The organism is Metabacillus sediminilitoris (assembly GCF_009720625.1).
In the GTDB taxonomy this organism is placed as follows: Bacteria; Bacillota; Bacilli; order Bacillales; family Bacillaceae; genus Metabacillus; species Metabacillus sediminilitoris.
In genome coordinates, this window is the sequence record NZ_CP046266.1 from 1,052,101 (window position 1) to 1,070,919 (window position 18,819).

At 32.1% G+C, this 18,819-nt stretch carries 14 protein-coding genes and 1 pseudogene; 12 read left to right on the plus strand and 3 right to left on the minus strand.

Going from position 1 to position 18,819, the window contains the following annotated elements; all coding sequences use genetic code 11:
• Positions 1-381 precede the first annotated feature (381 nt).
• Together GMB29_RS05355 and GMB29_RS05360 are read left to right on the plus strand one after the other, a co-directional pair.
• Entirely contained in the window at positions 382-927 is a 546-nt protein-coding gene (locus GMB29_RS05355) for a GIY-YIG nuclease family protein (protein ID WP_136355038.1), read from the plus strand.
• Positions 928-1,633: 706 nt separating this feature from the next.
• Entirely contained in the window at positions 1,634-2,842 is a 1,209-nt protein-coding gene (locus tag GMB29_RS05360) for a hypothetical protein (RefSeq protein ID WP_136355036.1), read from the plus strand.
• A gap of 636 nt (positions 2,843-3,478) precedes the next feature.
• Here the strand turns inward: GMB29_RS05360 and GMB29_RS05365 are convergent.
• Positions 3,479-3,823, minus strand: a complete 345-nt coding sequence (locus tag GMB29_RS05365; protein WP_136355034.1) for a hypothetical protein — start codon at positions 3,821-3,823, stop codon at positions 3,479-3,481.
• The gene (locus tag GMB29_RS05370) at positions 3,768-4,286 is read right to left on the minus strand and encodes a hypothetical protein (RefSeq protein ID WP_136355032.1); all 519 of its coding nucleotides are present in this window, start codon (positions 4,284-4,286) and stop codon (positions 3,768-3,770) included. Before GMB29_RS05370 ends, GMB29_RS05365 begins: the two co-directional genes overlap by 56 nt.
• 679 nt (positions 4,287-4,965) lie before the next feature.
• Between GMB29_RS05370 and GMB29_RS05375 the strand changes: the two genes are divergently transcribed.
• The 5 genes from GMB29_RS05375 (at position 4,966) to GMB29_RS05395 (ending at position 11,088) form a co-directional block, all read left to right on the plus strand.
• Entirely contained in the window at positions 4,966-5,388 is a 423-nt protein-coding gene (locus tag GMB29_RS05375) for a DUF6884 domain-containing protein (RefSeq protein WP_136355031.1), read from the plus strand.
• Positions 5,389-5,414: 26 nt separating this feature from the next.
• Positions 5,415-6,500 carry an HNH endonuclease gene (locus GMB29_RS27235; protein WP_227551525.1) on the plus strand — a complete coding sequence of 362 codons (1,086 nt, stop codon included), beginning with the start codon at positions 5,415-5,417 and terminating at the stop codon, positions 6,498-6,500.
• Between the two features lie 81 nt (positions 6,501-6,581).
• Positions 6,582-7,637: a DUF6236 family protein gene (locus tag GMB29_RS05385; RefSeq protein WP_136355030.1), complete on the plus strand. Its 1,056-nt coding sequence runs from the start codon at positions 6,582-6,584 to the stop codon at positions 7,635-7,637.
• A 328-nt stretch (positions 7,638-7,965) separates the two neighbouring features.
• Positions 7,966-9,648 carry an SIR2 family NAD-dependent protein deacylase gene (locus tag GMB29_RS05390; RefSeq protein WP_136355029.1) on the plus strand — a complete coding sequence of 561 codons (1,683 nt, stop codon included), beginning with the start codon at positions 7,966-7,968 and terminating at the stop codon, positions 9,646-9,648.
• Between the two features lie 618 nt (positions 9,649-10,266).
• Positions 10,267-11,088, plus strand: a complete 822-nt coding sequence (locus GMB29_RS05395) for a cupin domain-containing protein (RefSeq protein ID WP_136355027.1) — start codon at positions 10,267-10,269, stop codon at positions 11,086-11,088.
• Between the two features lie 206 nt (positions 11,089-11,294).
• On the opposite strand, the gene GMB29_RS05400 is transcribed toward GMB29_RS05395, so the two are convergent.
• Positions 11,295-12,209 (minus strand): ferritin family protein, encoded by a 915-nt coding sequence (locus GMB29_RS05400; RefSeq protein ID WP_136355025.1) that lies wholly within the window; start codon positions 12,207-12,209, stop codon positions 11,295-11,297.
• A gap of 575 nt (positions 12,210-12,784) precedes the next feature.
• Between GMB29_RS05400 and GMB29_RS05405 the strand changes: the two genes are divergently transcribed.
• The 5 genes and pseudogenes from GMB29_RS05405 (at position 12,785) to GMB29_RS05420 (ending at position 18,426) form a co-directional block, all read left to right on the plus strand.
• A complete protein-coding gene (locus GMB29_RS05405) occupies positions 12,785-13,387 on the plus strand; it encodes a recombinase family protein (protein ID WP_136355023.1) in 603 nt (200 codons plus the stop codon).
• Positions 13,388-13,541: 154 nt separating this feature from the next.
• Positions 13,542-13,733: pseudogene (locus GMB29_RS26895) on the plus strand (recombinase family protein); the annotation flags it as partial.
• Positions 13,734-14,144: 411 nt separating this feature from the next.
• Positions 14,145-14,726 (plus strand): hypothetical protein, encoded by a 582-nt coding sequence (locus GMB29_RS05410; RefSeq protein ID WP_136355021.1) that lies wholly within the window; start codon positions 14,145-14,147, stop codon positions 14,724-14,726.
• 120 nt (positions 14,727-14,846) lie between these two features.
• The gene (locus tag GMB29_RS05415; RefSeq protein ID WP_136355019.1) at positions 14,847-16,424 is read left to right on the plus strand and encodes an FRG domain-containing protein; all 1,578 of its coding nucleotides are present in this window, start codon (positions 14,847-14,849) and stop codon (positions 16,422-16,424) included.
• A gap of 97 nt (positions 16,425-16,521) precedes the next feature.
• On the plus strand, positions 16,522-18,426 hold the full coding sequence (locus GMB29_RS05420; protein WP_136355017.1) for a hypothetical protein: 1,905 nt from the start codon (positions 16,522-16,524) through the stop codon (positions 18,424-18,426).
• Positions 18,427-18,819: the final 393 nt, after the last annotated feature.

Below are 18,819 nucleotides of genomic sequence, written 5' to 3' on the forward strand. Positions count from 1 at the left end.
AATACCAACTTATAAAGAGGTAAGAAATTCCTATCGTCATAATCGCTTACTTATGTATAAAAGAATGTTGAGCGAGATAATAAGAGCTTCATTGAAGTTTGATTCCCCCATAGGATAAAACTTTCTTAACCAACCTTTCATATATAAAGCGATTAAGAACAGTCATATGGCTGTTCTTTTTTTCTTGGAAAAAAGATGGTGTTATCCAATAAGTAGCACATTTAATGGAAAATAACAAAGAATATCTTGAAATTTTGTATGTTTAGGGTATTTACTCAACGATAATCCGTTTTCCTCGTTATTGCGACCTTACTGTATACGTGGAACACTAGCTTTTGGATTTGATATTATAAGTCAGCAGACAAAAATGGGGGTGCTTCAATGGGAAAACAATATACTCACGCTAAAGGCTTTAATGTTACTTCATTAGAAGGTGTCGCTGGGGTTTATATTCTCCAAGAAACTTGCGGTGATGTTGCTTATATTGGACATTGTAACAATGATTTTAAAAATCGAATTAGAAGTCATACAAATAAAACAAACGGCAAACTCGATAATAATATTCAGTACCTACATGTTGTTATCATAGACCCAGATATCTATCCTCTTCATGTTTTAGAACATCTATTTATTTGGTACTTTAATCCACCTAGGAATGAAGATTTATGGATATTTAGTAGAAATAAAACAGTACGGCAGGTAAAGGAAACTGCAAAAAAGCACAATATTAACATACAAGGAACTCTAGAAGAATTCTTATTATCATTTGAGACAGTATTTATTGAAAGAGAATGGGATGATAATTTTGAATTAAAAAGGTATGGAGAAGTAGAAACACAATCATCAAAAAAATCTTCCTGTGATGGCACTTTAAATTGTTTGTGTTACCAGTGTCTAATAGATAGTCGTTCGAAAGTAATATGGTGAAAGTGAGATAGTGCCTCATTCCACATCAACACGGTGTGAAAAATCCCGATACGAGAAGGATAACTATGTTTGTGCCTACATTAATAGTGTATACCTCAATTAGATTTCTTAAGACAAACATTAACTGCCTCGATATTTCCTATCAAGAGTTTACAAAAAGATTCCCTTGTAAAACACTATCGTTTATTCGAAGCTAATAGTCATTAGAAATTAAAAGATGAAACATTTTTCAAAAAAGAGCTTGACACAACATTTGGGATTTTATGTCGAGATTCGACAGCTTTTTACTGATGGTTTTAAACATAAAATGTTAATTATTGATTTTGGTATAATAATTAACATAAGAGCTGTTGATGATGTTGCCTCAGGTAACAAGTTAACTAGTGTATAAATATACACACTCAATCCTAAGTTGGAGTCAACGAGTGTATGTATTTCTACATTCAATAATCTTAATTATATCACTGACTGTAGAAATATACACACTCAACGGTACTCTAATAAGAAAGAAACAAAGTAATAAGAAAGAAACAAATAATAAGAAAGAGAATAGACGCTCGCAAGCGAGCATTTTGTTTGCTTTTTTCTTTGTGTGAGTGAGGCTAAAGGAAGAAATAAAGAAGGTAATAGGCTAAACAAGGGGAAGAATAATGACACTCTGGAGGTAATGTTAGTTTAAAAAAAACATTACAGAGGAGTTTTAAAGTTGTTAAAACAAGAAAATTTACACATTCAAATTTCAAAAACAATCTTAAATCTGGGAGCAAATGAAGCTTACATCTATTCCATCCTTAATAAGAATTCACTACTTGATGGTGGTGCTATGGTGCATTTACCGCAGTTAGCTGAAATGCTTGGTATTGCTAATAGAACAGAAAACAGAGATAAGATTAAGCAATCATTAGCAAATTTAGAAAGTAATTTGGGACTAGAATTTTTCGTGGACTTTAAGTTAAAGAAAAGGATTAACCTGTTGGAACTGAAAGGCACACAGTACTTTTATGCTAAAGTCCCTTTAGTAGAGGATAATTTTGTGAAAATGTCTTTAGAAGACTTTAACAAATTAGTTTACTTTGAAGAGAGAGAATGTAAACAAATGATTATGTTTCAGTATTTGTACATTGTTGGTATGGTTAACGAGAGTGGAAAAGAAAGGAAAATTTCATATCCTACTATAGAACAAATAGCTGAAGCTACGGGATTTGATAGAAAGACTGTAATTAGGTATAACGATATACTAATAAAATATGAACTAATTTACATCGATACAGTTACTATAAACGAAAAATCAAAGAACATTTATTCTCGTTGGAATGATAAAGAAGATGTATTAGAAGCGGTTGTTGAAGCTAAAGAAACAAGTCGCATTTCAAAGGTCAGAAAGAAACAACAGGAGGCAGTTGTTGAGGCGAAAAAAGAAGTTGTGTCTAAATCTGATAAACAAAAAAGTGACAATACTGGTTTTGACCCATCAATTGAAGCAACTTTAGAGGGTTTTGTTAAAGCTGGATTAGCAATGCACAAGGGTACTAAATCTAAGATTAATGAGGCAATTGAAATCTGCGGAACTGACCAATTATTAATTGTTATTAAAGAATTAGAATTTACTTGTCGAAATAATGGTATTCCAGAATTTGGGTGGGCAGGATACTTTTCAAATAACATTATTGCAAATGCTAAGGAACGTAAAAGACAGTTTGATTTACAAAGAAAGGCGAATGAAAAGTTAAAGAATGACCCTGTTACTCCAATTAAAGATTACAACAAAGAGTATAGAGAGAGACAAAAACGTATAAAGGAAAGAGAAAAACAAAAGAAAAAAGAGGAAGAAACAAAGCTTAAGGAGTCGTCTTCTATATTCTATGAAGAGAAAGAAAAGCCAAAAGATGATTGGATGCTTGCATTAGGAGTTTAAAAATTGGTGATGAATTAGAACTGATAGTAAAGTACTAAGGGTTTTTCACGGTGATATCTAATATTCAACTTAAGCAAAAGATGTTGTAGGTTTAGCAGCAGTATAAATTCAGACGCTTGCATCTTTCTTTCAAGGTTATCGAAACCGTTCCAATTTCCAGAGCCTGTATTAGAATACACCCTTGAGATATACAAGAGGAGAAATGTTGAACCATTCGCTGGACATGGTAGCACGCTGCCACCTAGTACGAAAAAAAAGAAGCGATTGTACTTACTGCTATGACCAAGACCTTGGTGCGACTTGAAAGGAAATTGGCAATACCACAAGTAGAAAATAAATAAGATTGTTTTGATTATAAATTATGTTAATACAACACATAGGAGGTTCTCTTAAACTGAGACTCTCCTTTTTTATGTGTCGGAGAAGATGATTTCACATAGGTAGGAATCCAAGCATTACACAAACTAATAAAATTCTTCTTTTATTATCTGTAACAGTAAGTAAAATTGATTGTGAGTTTGTGAAAGAATGTACTTAAAGTAACAAAGCAAGTTAGTTGTCTTTAAAAATATTCATTTATCATATAGTAATGTTATAAGAGGAAAAATAAAAATAGGAGCAACTTTTTGGTTGCTCCTATTTTCCGACCAATTTATTTTTCAATCTTGTTCTTACATCATTTCTATCTAATACATCTATAAGTATAGTTACATCTTTGTCATTATTATCTTTTTCTATTGTGAATACAAACCTGTTATTTCTATCTCTAAACATATAGACATCATCTTCATTAGTGATTTTTTTAATCATCCTACTATATTTTCTTTCAAATAAAGGATTGTATTTTAGTTTTGCCTCATTTTTATTAGTGTACATTTCACTTATTTTCAGAAATTTTTCTAGAGAATTTCTAAATAAAGGACTTTTACCTAGCTCCTGTATCTTGTTTTTTGCTTGCATCGTCATTAGTGGTTGGCTCATTTCCAAACACTCCATTCGCATATTTATTGATATCTTCTAATTTATCTAAGTTTCCTAGTTTTAATTCTTTCTTTGCCAGCCTTACAAGACCCTTGTGTTGTCCCTTATAATAAGAACTCAAAAGTTCCTGGTCTTCATATTTACTTAGTATTTCATTAGTTGCCATATCCCTCTTTGTCATTGGTACATAGTAAAACAGCAAAGCAATAATGAAAGCACCAGTAAACCAAAATACCTTAGATGTTGGAAGAAGTGTAAAATCCAGTTTTCCTTCAACTGTAATATCAGTAACCACACTACTGCATAGGATACCAGACCCAAATGCTGTTATCAATGTCACAAATGCTCTTACGAAAGGGCTAAAAAGTAAGTTTTTCATAAAAAGTTCCTTTTCCTTATATATATATGTCAATAATAGCATATTTTGGCACTTTTTATGGGCGTTTTTAAAAGTATTTTTCATAACATTTTTTACCCTTTTCTCATATATTCAATCTTGTTTTTTTCATCTGCTTATTGGTTATCTAGTTAGAGCCATTGTTTATTTAGAATATTAAATACTCCGCTGTTTAGTTTGTTTCATAAGTGTTTAAATGTTAGAGAATCCATTCATATAGACACACGTTCACAAACTGTTCGGAATGGCTCAGACACAAGTCAGAAGGCACTCCAGTAAGTCATTATTCAATCTAAAAGACTCAATCTGAAGGCACTAGGTAAGCCTTTTTAGATGTCTAAACATAGATATTTACAACACGACTTAAATCCACAACGCTCCCCATCGTTTGCGATGGGAGCATAGTATTTCTCTCTTTTTATCCTTTCTCTCTATTATTAAAATTTTTCTCTCTTCTTACAGTACAGCCGAGTAACTTCTACAAGTTACTTAGTTCCATGGGTTAAGAATGGAGTAACTTCAACGAGTTACCTTATTTCAGCTTGAGAATGAAGTGTCGTATTCATGACACTTTGTTCTTGGATATGATAACTAGTTATTATGGTAAGTACGCTACTTCTCCTAACGATGTCCATTGGTACAGAAACACATACAATATTTTATGAGAGTAGTATCATAGGTGCTGCTCTTTTTTTACCAATATGGTATGATTTTCCTATATGATTTTAAAAGGAGTAATTTCCTTATGAAGATAGCATTAGTAAGTTGTACTAAATTAAAAGCCGATTATCCATGCAGTGCTAGAGAGATGTACCAAGAGTCAACTTTGTTTAAGAAAGCTGTTAAATATTTAGAGCAAAAGGATTATGATGAGTGGTTTGTATTATCTGCAAAGTATGGACTATTAAAACAACATGATGTAATTGAGCCTTACGACTTAACTCTTAACAATATGAGAGCATCAGAGCGTAAATCATGGTCAGAGTTAGTTATTAAGCAGATAGATAGTTTGCAATTGAATATAACGAATATAGACTTTTATGCTGGAGTCAAATATAGAGAGTATCTAATTTCTGTCTTTGAACAAAAAGGTATCGATTGTAATGTACCGCTTCAAGGAAAAGGGATTGGTGAGCAGCTGCAGTTTTATTCAATAAATACTAAATAATAAAGTGAAACATTGAGGTGCAATTAGTGACTATTCCCCAAAATATTAATAAGGAACATATCTTAAAAGCTATTCAAAAGATTGATAGAGAGGGAGTACCAGAAAGAAGAGAATCGACAAGGTTTAATCTTTCTTATGCTGGTGGAAATTACCCACCTAAATATGTAATATCGATTGCAAACATTTTTGCTAATGGTGAAGAATATTCTCCTTCCTTGTTTAGTGGTGGAGACGAAACAAATCGATTTCTTAGTAGACTAGGATTTACAATTGTTGAAAATGAAAAATCAGATAAAAGTACTTTATTCAGTGTTCCAGAACTTGAACCTGTAAATCGTTCTAGGGAATATAACCTATATAATGAATCAATTAGAGATATGATTGTTTATGAATACTTATTTCATTCAAGAACGCACCGCTGGCTTGATGAGCATGTAGTAGGTATGAATCCCGATGAAAGCCGTGGATATCAAGCAATGGGAATACTGCACTTTATTGGATTAAAAGATAAGCATAAAGGAATCTTTAAGGATTTAAGCATAGATGAGGCAATACAACTGTTAGTGCAGCAGAATTCTGACTTTAGTTTAGTTATTGAATCTCTTAAAAGATATCTTCAAAAAGATAATGGTGAACGAGAAATAGAAGGTAGGTCTTCTGCAGACGAATATATTGAGCTAGAATCAATTGTCACAGCTGCACCAGAACAAATTGAAGTAACAGAGACTGAGAAAGAACAAGTCATTAAGTCTAGAATAGGTCAATCAACGTTTAAGAAATCTCTTTTAAATATTGAAAAGAAATGTAGATTATGTGGAGTTTCTGATGAACGATTCCTTGTAGCAAGTCATATTAAGCCATGGAGTCAATCTAATCATCAAGAGAGGCTAGATGTTAATAATGGTTTTTTACTATGTCCAAATCATGATAAGTTGTTTGACAAAGGTTATATAAGTTTCTATGAGGATGGAGCAATTGTGATTTCAGATAGTTTGGATGAAGCTACAATGGTTTTTCTTAATATCAATGAAACTATGATTATTAGTATGAATGAGAGGCAGCAGCTTTATATGAAGTGGCACAGGGTTAATGTTTTTAAGCCGCCTAGGTAATTCGATGATAGAATCAAGGTTCATGTGATAACAGAGAATGAAAAATGGTAGATAATCAATGAAATGAAAGGAGAGAATGCAGTGGATAAAATACTATATTTTCCCTCGATTTCTATTCCTAAAAGCCAATGGTTAATGGGGTCATTGTTTTATTGGGATAAGGTAGGTTCTATCGTACCTCTAGAGTTTTTAAAAAAGCCAAACCTGCTAGGAGAGCATATGAGAAAATTAGTAGAGGTCGAGTTGATTGAGCAAGTAGTACCAGAGCAGCATTTATGGAATGTACCTAACTTTGAAGAGGCATTCATAGATTTTATTGATAATACTTCTGCATTTTGTCCCATTTCTAAATTGGGAAGGTTAGGGTTAATTGGTCAGGATGGAGTAATAAGAACGACAACAGAAATACATATGGGGAAGCTTAGAAGCCTTGGACATAGACTAGAACAAAGAGGATTAGCAACTAAGGGACGAGGGTCATGGTACACTGTGGAGGGGTATACGGCATCTAATTTTATGACATACCTTGCAACTGTACTAGGAACAATTACAGAATATACACCTCTTACTGATAGTTATAATGAGTTATCCTATTTCCTTCCTAATGTTGAGAAAGAGAACACCCGAGAGGTACTAAAAGAACAACTTAGGACAAGGATTATTGAAAATGTATTACCTGTTCCTGCTTATATCGAAGACCCTTACGATATTTATCGGTTTAAAGAGAAGCATTATGACAAGCTAACAAGATTTCGTAGATACGTAGAAGAGTCTATTCTTAATCTTGAACTCCTTCCAGAGTACCAAGTTGAAGAAAAGCTAAAGATATTTGCTGAAAATTCAAGGGATGAAATCAGATATATTTCAGAAAGTATGAAATCATTTAAATGGAGAATGATAAATTTTGCTACATTTTGTTCAATTGCGTCTCCAGCCTTGAGTTTAGTAAAAGGGATTTCTGAGGATAGTATACTTGATACTACAAGTGCAACTGTCGGAATATTAGGTGCAGTTGGTGTTGCCCTTAGTACGGAGAAAATAAAAGAAATTGAGCGTCAACCATTAGCATATGCTGCCATAATTGAAAGGCAATTTAATAGACAATCGTCTAACAGCAGTCCTACACCAAGTTACTAATACTATAAATTTGAAATGTTCACGAAGTAGGAATTTAGGTAGTATCCAATTATGAATTGTTGTTATTCAAGCCTTATAATGAGGATGGATTTTTCCATATTTAGCATTATTTAACCATTATTTCCTAGTGACAGAAAACTTAATAATATTTTGATTTTATTAGTATTGTAAACTGGTGTTGTAATATTTGTTTAAATAAAGAGGCTAGTATAAAGTCATGTATATTTAAAAAGAATTAATCATCATCAAAGGTTTGTTTATAATTTGTAATCTAGATAAATTAGTTTGATAGGAAAAAATATTTTGAATCTTTTAAAGTGAGGAAATTATGACAAAGTATATTCAATTCATTCCTAAACCATTACTAGAAGATATATTAAATAATCGATGTATTCCAATTATAGGTGCAGGTTTTTCGCTTAATTGTGAATTACCTAAAGGGAAAAAAATGCCCTTGTGGGAAGATTTAGGAAAAAGCTTTTCTGAGGATTTAATCGATTACCCGTATAGCAATGCACTAGATGCCATATCCGCATATAGTTTTGAGTATTCTCGTTCTAAATTAGTAGAAAAGTTATCTCAACTATTATTTGTTGCAGATTCAAAACCAAGTAATGTTCATAAATCATTTTGTAGAGTACCCTTTGATATAGTTTGTACTACAAATTTTGATTTTTTATTGGAAAAAGGATATGACAATGTTGGGAAATACTGTCTTCCGATAATGGATGAGGAACAATTATCTATAGGTTCTAACCAGTTAATTAATTATTATAAAAATGTTCTTTTATTAAAGTTACACGGGGATTTACATCATCCAAATAGGATAGTAGCAACTGAACAGGATTATGATTCCTTTTTAGAAAATTTCCCACTAATATCCACTTATCTAGCAAATCTCTTAATAACTCGTACTCCTTTGTTTATTGGATATAGTCTAGAGGATGCGGATTTTAGACAAGTATGGCAAATTATTAGTAATCGTTTAGGTGAATTACGAAGACCTGCATATGTTTTATCTGTAGGAGCAAAACATGCAGCTGTGAATAGGTATAAAAGAAGAGGAGTAAATGTAATAAACATTAATGCAAAATCTTATGCTGAAGTATTTGAAACATTATTTGAAGAAATTAGAGAGTATTGGATTGAAAATTTACCAAGTAAAAGTTTTGTTTTTAATGAGCAAACTTTAGCGGAACTTTCTTTACCAGTAGATGCTACGAATAGGCTATGCTATGTTGCTGTACCATACTCAAGTATTTCTTTATACAGAAGCTACATCTTTCCTATAATAGAGGATTATGGATTTTCACCAGTTTCATCAGATGAGTTGGTCATGCAGGGTGATAACATAACAGCCAGAGAAACAGCTTTAATAGAAAGAGCAGATATGATTATCTTTGATGCTGAAGATGATAAAAGTTTAAATGAAATTCGAAATATCCTTGAAAAACGTCAAAAACCTCTTTATCTTCTTGTTTTATCTTCAAAGACTGCAAATGGCTTTGATACAAAACTAAATGGTAACCATAATATAAGATTTGTTGACAGAAATATATATTTGAATAACATTGAATCAGAAGAATTTACAAATGTAATTGAAGAGTGGTTAACCCAAGTATCTGAGAATATTATGATTGACTTAACTAATGAACCAGAACGTTTATTAGGGAAACAAGAATATAAAGCTGCTGTTATATCAGCGTTCACACTTTTAGAATCTGAATTAAGAAAACTATTTGATGGGAATACTGTAGGAACTACTATAAAAAGGATAAAAGTCTTTAATCGTCATATTCCGATGTCGATATTAGCACTCCTTAATTTAGCAGTAGAGAATGGTGTGCTAGATGAGGTTTCTAAAAGTGATGTTGAAAAATGGGTAAGTTTGAGAAATAAACTAGTCCATGGGCAAGAACATGTGATTTCTCAAAGAGATGCTTCTAAGATGGTTAGGAGTGTAAACCAATTAATTGGAAATTTGAAACAGGCTGCATCTACAAGTGAATAAATTCTAATGTGTATTTTTATTCAGACTTATATAGAAATTCAAATGCAATTGCATTTCTGAAGAAAGCGTTTCAAGAACGAGTGAAATATTTGTAAAAAGGCATCCAATAAATTAGGGTGTCTTTTTCTTTATTATTGTTGTAATTTTTTTTACTAATATTGGTAGGGAAAATCATCGTGAATGATAGAGTGTAGTTAAACGGTACCATTTGTTATATATTGAAAATGAAAGTGTAGTAAGGGTTTCCCTATTTCTATTTCGTTACCGTTTGACTGTTACTGTAAAAAAATATAATTACGCAGGTTTATTGAAAGAAACTAACCATAGTATGGTCTCCCTTATTAGATATTGGAGTGGATGGACATGGATTGGAAGCCGAAACATGGGTGTACAATAACTAATAAAACTGTGATTTTATGAAGCGTACAATCCTTCACTCTCTAACCCTTTTCGATATTAAGATAAAATGAAAAAAGATAATCATCATTAGGAAGCAACGATTCAAGACAGTGGCTTATCTTCTTGTGTTTTTCCATGTTCCGAGCAATTTGAATTTAAGTACATTCACCTAACATAGTGCATAGGATAATTTGATAATCTGTGAAGGGATTGAGAAAAATGTACTACTATCCAAATATGTATCCACATCAATATCCTTATTATGTTAATGTACCAATGAATAACTATGGTAGACAGTCTGTTTATTGGAATATTCCTGTTGAGGGACATGCAAACAGTTCATTTCGTTTTTCCAATGGTGATGCCAGAATTTCATTAAAAGATTATGGAGCAGAACCGTTTGTCGTTAATATCAATGAAGCTACGAAGCAAAACAACACGTACCGTACCGCTTTATGGACAGGAACTCATTTGCAAGTTACCTTAATGAGTCTAAATGTTGGCGAAGATATTGGTTTGGAAATGCACCCTAACGTTGACCAATTCTTACGTGTTGAACAAGGTCAGGGCATTGTTCAAATGGGCAAGCGGAAAGATAATTTAAATTTTAAAAGAAATATCTATGATGATTCTGCAATCATGATACCTGCTGGAACATGGCACAATGTAATCAATACAGGTAATATCCCGCTAAAACTTTACTCAATATATGCTCCTCCCAACCATCCGTTTGGTACTGTTCATAGGACTAAAGCAGACGCAATGGCTGCAGAAGAAGGCTATGGTAACGAAAATGGAAATACAGTAGTTTTTGGAAGGACTCCAGATGAATGGATAAGATATACGGAATTTTTGGTAAAAGAAGGCTTGGAAGACGTTAAAAAAGGAATTAATATGACACACATTCTTCAAGAATTTATTCTAATGGGAGTTCTTGTAGGGAAAGGGTATTCTCCTGAGAAAGCATATGAAACAGTTGAAGAATGGGAACGTACAGGAGAATCCAAACTTCTACAGAAAAGCAAAAAGATGCAGAATTAGAGTAAAATCATATAGTTAAAAGAAAAAATCCTCTTGATAAAAGATTTACTTAACCTTTGCTAACTTTAGGTTCTACTAGTTAACAATACAAAAGGAGTATGATTCCATTAATAATCATACTCCTTTTTCTGTATTTAAAACTACTGAAAAAAGGATTCCATTAGAAAAATTATTAATGATGTAAATTGACATAATTACACCTTAATCTAAAAAGTTCTTGCAAGACCTCTTTCAAATGCTGCAAGATGACTCAAAGAGGCGTTACGAAGTTGTGAAAAAACCGTTCTCATATCGTTAGGGATATCAAGTGATAAAAATCTTTCATACATAGAAATATTGTCTATTTCTCCTTGAACGCCAGCAGCATATGCTGCCTTAATGTTTTCTGGAGTTAAAACGAATGACTGCGATATATCTACAGGTAAAGGTACTTGATAACGTTCAAAAAGAGGCAACAACGCATTTATATGTCTCATTTCGGCTTCTTTTATTTGTGCAAATGTACGAATATATCCAAAAGTTCCTAGAATATTATCATATCTTGCTTGTGCCAAGTATTCGTCTTGAAGGGCATAAGTCAGCATTTGAGGTACGGACAATGTGGAAGCACTTAATGCTCCTTTAGCACCGTAATTTTCAACTTGCCGATTAGTGTGTGTTACCTTTGATTTTAAAAAAAACAAAAACCATACAGCGTGATTTTGTTCATCTGCTGCTGCACGACGAAATCTATCTTTAATAGAAGCATCCTGTGCCTTATCTGCGATATCTAAATAAAAATCAACGGCTTCTTGTTCATCTTTAAAGGCAAATTCGATTCCTGCTCTGTACTTAGCTGGACATTCCTCACTGATTTTAAAAGTTGGCTGCCTACCTGTTAGATTTGTATAAATTTTACTGAACTCTTCAAGATGACGCCTTTCATCTTTTTGTATCTCAAGTATTTTGTTCCTTTCATCCTGTGTAGGTGCTAGTTTGGCTAACTTTTCATAACAAGCAACAGCACTATACTCTGCATTAATTGCTTTCTGAATATCATTTACAAGTTGAGTGTCATTTGTTGTACGATAATAGTCATTATAATAAACACCATAATTATAGAAATTATGATTTGAATACATGATTGTCCTCCTTCTGCATAACTGTCAACGTATCTTATGCCTTATACATAGGTAGGTGTGCAAGGTCAATTATCGGAGGAATAGTAAGTTAGAGAAATTGGAGGGGTTCTTACCACTTTTGTTCATTTATGCTTGGATTAAATCTGGAGCATAATGAAACCTGCTGTAAAGTTCCATGTTAATTTGTTGGTGGATACAGAAACCATGCTCATCCACAAACAAGTATTCGGTAAATTTCCGACACGACTCAAATATTAGGTAGGTTTTAGTATGATAAAGTAATTAAACATATAGTGATAATCTGATTAACTTCGATAATGATATCCGACAACAGAAGTATATTCTATACGTGAGATTAGAGGGGAAATCTCACTGCTGCTTTTGTTATGTTGTTTCTGATTAGCTAAAGTTTCAAAAGGTACACTTTTTGGAACACATATCATGAAACGGTTGAATAACGGTTTGGATAGTCTCGTATGGTGTCTAATCTACTTTTGAAACGTATCATATTTGTTGTTGACCTTTTGATACACATTCGGTAAGATATGAATATCAGATATCAAAGGTGGATAAACATGGATAACAAAGAGTTTGGATATGTACGAGTAAGTAGTAAAGACCAAAACGAAGCACGACAACTGGATAGTATGTATGCTCTTGGAATTGATGAGCGTGATATTCATATCGACAAGCAAAGCGGTAAAGACTTCAATAGACCTCAATACCAAGCTTTGAAATTGCGTTTGCGAAAAGGAGATACACTATACATTCACTCTTTAGATAGACTTGGACGAAACAAAGAGATGATTCTAAACGAGTGGAAAGACATCACACAGAACATCAAAGCACATATTGTTGTAGTTGATATGCTTTTACTGGATACACGAAAGTACAATGATTCAATCGGTTCATTTGTATCTGACTTGGTATTACAAATATTATCATGGGTTGCTGAGGAAGAGAGAATTAAGATTCAGACTCGCCAAGCGGAGGGCATAGCTTCAGCAAAGGCACAAGGTAAACACCTAGGAAGACCTAAAACATCTATTACATCTGAATTTGAGCAGGCTTATAAACAATGGAAAGCAGGAGAAATCACTGCGGTTGAAGCAATGAAGAAATCAAATATGACTAAGGCAACATTCTATCGCAAGGTTAAGGAATATGAAGCTAGCTAAAAAGACTCCTAAGCCGAGAAGACTCTTTTCTTTTGTTGATGGAATGGGGGCGGTAATTCCCACAAATTACCTAGGTGGGTTCTGAGGAATAAGGATAGGTAGGGACAAATCTGCACCACGATTTTCTTCGATTCCTTCCATTCGAAATGGGTGTCTTGCAAAGCAGCATGAGGATTTCAGAAAGGGAAGACTAAGAAAGCATTCTAAGCAACAAGTGAAACATGCTTTGAAATTGCTTGAGAATCATACATACAAGGAAGTTGAAGATATGACAGGGATTAATAAGAGAACTCTAATCAGAAGGAAAAATGAGTTAGAAGCTAAGCAATTACAAGGGACTCTCTAGGGGTCTCTTTTTATATTCAGTAGATGATATGGGGGTACAAAAGCACGTTTTTACGGAACTTTTTCAGCGGTTTCGTCCTAGGTTACTACATATCGTCACCACAAAATTTTGCGATTCTTTCCATGCGACACTTATTAATAGTCCAAAAATATACCACATTTTGAATGTATTGTTATGTAGTATATTCCCATATCACCTTAACCATACTTTAAGAGTTAAATGAGAGTAGTGTTTATGGTGCTGCTTTTTTCTGTATCGTTATGGTATCATTTTCCTATACAAAGTTAAAAGGAGTACTTTACTTATGAAGATTACATTAGTAAGTTGTACTAAATTAAATATCTAATTATTCTTACGGTGCAAAGGAGATATATCGAGAATCAATATATAGATTAGAGGAGGCTTGTTGCTGTGGATGAATTAATTAAAGATATTATATATTCTTCTATCAAAAATCTTTTTCAAAATCAACCAGATATTTTTGTTAATACTAGATATACAAATTTTACAGAATGGAATTTAAGTTATCATTTGTCTAACGAAATTGCAAAGTATATTTTTTGGTTAAATGTTGATTTAGATGTAACAAAACGTAATTACAATAATAGGAGACCAGATATTATTTTTCATAAGAGAAGGACGAATTCTTTGAATTACTTAGTAGTTGAATTGAAAAAATCAAAAAAAGATAATCAATCTGATATATGTAAACTAAAAGAGGATTGGATGAGAGAACCTTTAAATTATAGGTACGGAGCATATATTAATATTTGGGGGAAAGATAATTTCAAAGCAATAGTTTTAATAAACGGGGAAGGACAGGAAGTAAATGACTCTTGTCAGTACATACCTGTACCAAGTCCGAGTAAGATATTGCTAACTGAATATAAAATCTTCACAAGCAATATAATTCAAAAAAAAATGAAAGCTAATTTACTAGATAACCTAATACTTGAAACCTATGAAAGACGGTCATTAAATTATAAAAAATAAATGCAATTGTCAAATTGAAGTTTAAAGATTAATGAAATTAGTAGATTAACAAAGTTTAAGCCCAAATTCAATTTAGACATTACAATAAGTGGAAATAGACTGGAGGGAGAAGGTTAAAAAATGGAACAAGCAAATAGTATATCCATTTTTAATAAGGTGATAGAACACTACAGTAATGAAAAGGATGTTTGGTTTCGAGGACAAGGTGCTAAATATGAAGAAATTACTTCCAGCATTGCAAGAGATAAAGGGTATTTAAACTATGAATTTGCTCTTTATGCTGAGTCTATAGAAATGAAACAGAATGAATTTGAACCACTGTCAAAACCAATTCAACGTTTAGCAAAACTTCAGCATTATGGTATCCCAACTAGACTAATTGATGTTACAACTGAGCCACTCATTGCACTGTTCTTTGCTGTGCAAGACACCAAGAAAGATGATGGATATGTTTATCTATACTCACAAAAGTCTCATGAAATGAATAGTAAACAAATCAATTTACTCTCTCTTTTAGCAACCCTTAAAGATTATGACATTGGAAATATTCAACAACAATATAAGTGTTATTTTTATGAATCGATTTCTAAAGAAGAAATTTTAAATTTGGCAGAGGAAACTATTTTTGTTAAACCTTTGGATGAGTTAAAGGAACTAAATCCTCGATTATACAATCAAAAAGGAACGTTTGCTATTTGCGGAAATATAGTTGAAGGAGAAAAAATCCTTCGTCAATTAAAAACACTAGATACTATTGAACCAATTGCCATTGTTAAAATTCCCTACGAATATAAAGCTTCTGTAAAGCGTGAATTAGATGAAAAATATGGAATAAACGAGACCTTTATATATCCAGAGTTGCCATCAGTAGCTGAATATATAAAAGAAAAATACAAATATATTAATTTTTCTAGTGAAGGTATGTATTCAGTAATTGAAGAGTCAGATATCCCTCACCCTAACGCATCTCGTGTTTCATTAGTTATCGTATTAAATGAACCACTGAATATTGATGAAATAAAGAAAATAGTAGTTGGTATATTAGAAGAAAAATCAGATAATGATGTAGTTTGGATTTATGTAGCTAAAAATGGTAGCGATTATATCATGCGGAATTGGATTTTAACTGGACAATGGATAAATAATTCTTTGGATGATAAGTATAAACCCATTGCAATTGGAGAAATGGACGAAAAGGGGTTTTACTGGAATGTGGCAAATGATTATAGTGTACTGAGTGATTATTATGAAGAAAATGTTTTTATTGACGATAAGATATTGTTTATTAAAAATCATGGTTTATACGAGGCGATTTTTCCCCTATACAACCTATTACGAAGCTTGTTTATATCTCAGAAGATTGATTTGTTTGATAAAGAAGTATCAAACAATGCTGAATTAATAAACGAGTGTTTTATGAACTTTGGTGATTTTGGTCACTCAAAAGATAAGTACTTAGATGATTTTCTTCATAAATATCAAGAATTTATAGCAATATTTGACAATATACCATTATGGGTCAAAAGGGAAGATTTAAGCAGTGAGGCTTTGAATTACCAGATTTCAAGATGCTTTCAAGAAGCGGATGAGATAGTTAAAACTATTCAATCGGAAGGTGAGATTTGGAGAGAAAAACTAAATATTAAACAAAGAGATATTGAAAATGCCAAAAAATACTCACACAATTCACCTTTTTAACTCGTTGGGGACGATTATAAAGGAATTAATACAAGAATAGTCCATTTCATTATTAGACTATAGTTAAAGCATTTACTTGGTTACGAAAGGAGAACATATGTCAGGGATTAAATTTCATTCTGAGCATGACATGGCTAGTGGTTGGGAACTGAGAAAGATAGTAGAAATGGTTGAAAATAAAGCTATTGATTCTGAATGGGGTATAACAGATTTATTAGACTTTCATAATGTTTTGAAATACATAAACATTAAAAAGTTTAGTAACCATATTGTACAAAAGACAAGTATTGATATAAAAACTTTTGAGAAGAAAATTAAGCAAAAAATCGGCATCTTCGTAGGCTGTCATAAGGATAACTTCATCAATCTATATGATGAAATTGACTTTGATAACACAGAAGACTTCTTTGAAGTTCTTGAAAGTTACAAGTTATTATATCAAAGAATTGAAATTGATGATTTTAGACGATTTCTTGAAAAGGAAAATGTACACATTTATACAGTACTCAAGTTTAAGAGACTGACTGAGTACTTTAATGAAGCAGTTAAAAGCGTTTTATTATCTGACTCTAGGAATGCAGAAACAATTTTGTCAAAGTATTTAAAAGAGAATGATTTATATTTGCCACCATCTTTAAATGAAACAGATATATTAAGTTTGATTGATGAATATATAGACTCACCGCTAGTTCATATAAATGTATTGAGAAAAATCATAAATTTCCCACCAAATAAGGGGTTAAGTATACCCGATAAAATCAAGTTGCATGCCAAGAGGAAAGCAGAAAAAGAGGAAGAAAAAATCTTTAATAACGATACAGGTATTGAATCGGGAGTAACGATTTCTTATCCGAACGACCAAGATGAAGCAATATTATTTACTATGGATGGTAGTACTGCAGACATCAAGGTAAGTCGAAAGTGGATAGAAGAAAATACTGATTTTCCTACACTTTGGAATAATTTTATTTATCTATTTAGATTTGTTGATGATAATATGAGATTAGAATTCGATTCAAAAAAAAGTGAAAGCTCTGCTCTAGAGTCAGTAATTAGACCACAAGCAGAACATTTGTATTACCAATCATTCTCTTTTTACTTCAAAGAAATGTTGTCTAATGCTGAAATACATAGTTATTTTAGTGTGTTAAATATTCTTGGTGTAAGATTGGAAGAAATGATTGAATGGTTTTTTGATTATTATTTGAAAGAAGAATTTCAAATTAATGATTTTATAGTTAAAATGCCGTCGAGTGAAGCATCATATTTCGAAAAGTGTAGAACTATTCTCCCTGAGATAGATAGAGTTTTTAAACAGTATAATACTTTGATTGAAGATGGAGTGATAGACCAAGAATTAATTCAAATGTCATCTTCAAGTTTTAAAATTAAAGATATTAAGTCGTTTAATAAAATGAAGTATGTTTACTCTTCTAGTGACTGGTATAAAACAGCTTCATTCTTATTGTTTTCTGACCAGAGTAGCATATTCTATTTACCAAATAAAGATGAGAGATATGAGAATTTTTTCCAATTAATAATTTCTGAAAAGTTAACCAGAAGCGATTTTCAAGCGTATCAATTGAATACAATGCAATGGTTATTTGATAATGACTTAATCTGTGAAAGTAACATGGGACACATTCAGTTTGTTGACCAGAGAGTCATATATGTTCTAAAGGAACTGTATTATAGAGAAGTAATGAGTTATTGGCATTATTCTGAGGATTTACAATTATTGATAGAAGAGTTAAATAGTCGCAATCTTGTTGATTTTGAAACCAGCCTGTTTTCAAGAAATGAACAAGATTATTTTGATTATTATCTTAATAAATCAAAATTTACCAATGGTCATGATATTCGAAACAAGTACTTACATGGAACAAATACTAATGATGAGAAACAATACGAGATAGATTACTACTTGATTCTTAAACTGTTTGTCATATTAGTCATTAAAATAAATGATGATTTATGTATTAAAGAGGATAAGTGCCAATAAATGAAATGGCAAAGACCTAAATCATGAAGAGATAGGTTTCTTGATAAAAAATGTTTGATGAATCTAAACCACTTTACAGTTTTCCATCACTACTTTACAATTTAAATTGTAGCTTTATCATGAGAAGTGGTTAGTGCTAATTGAATATAAGTAAAACATGATTATATAAGGGTTTTCAGCATCTGTAGCAGCTATGTTCTTAACAACTGAAGCTGTTATTGCTGACAAGCCAGAAGACCCTGCACATACCATAATGCCTAATATAGATGATTTTGGGCATTTTATCATTTCAATAGAATTAAAAATCCTATCTTCTTTATGGAAGGTAGGATTTTTTGATGAAAAAACCGTAGTACTTTCCTTAGGGAAATGAATATCAATTGTAAAGACAGA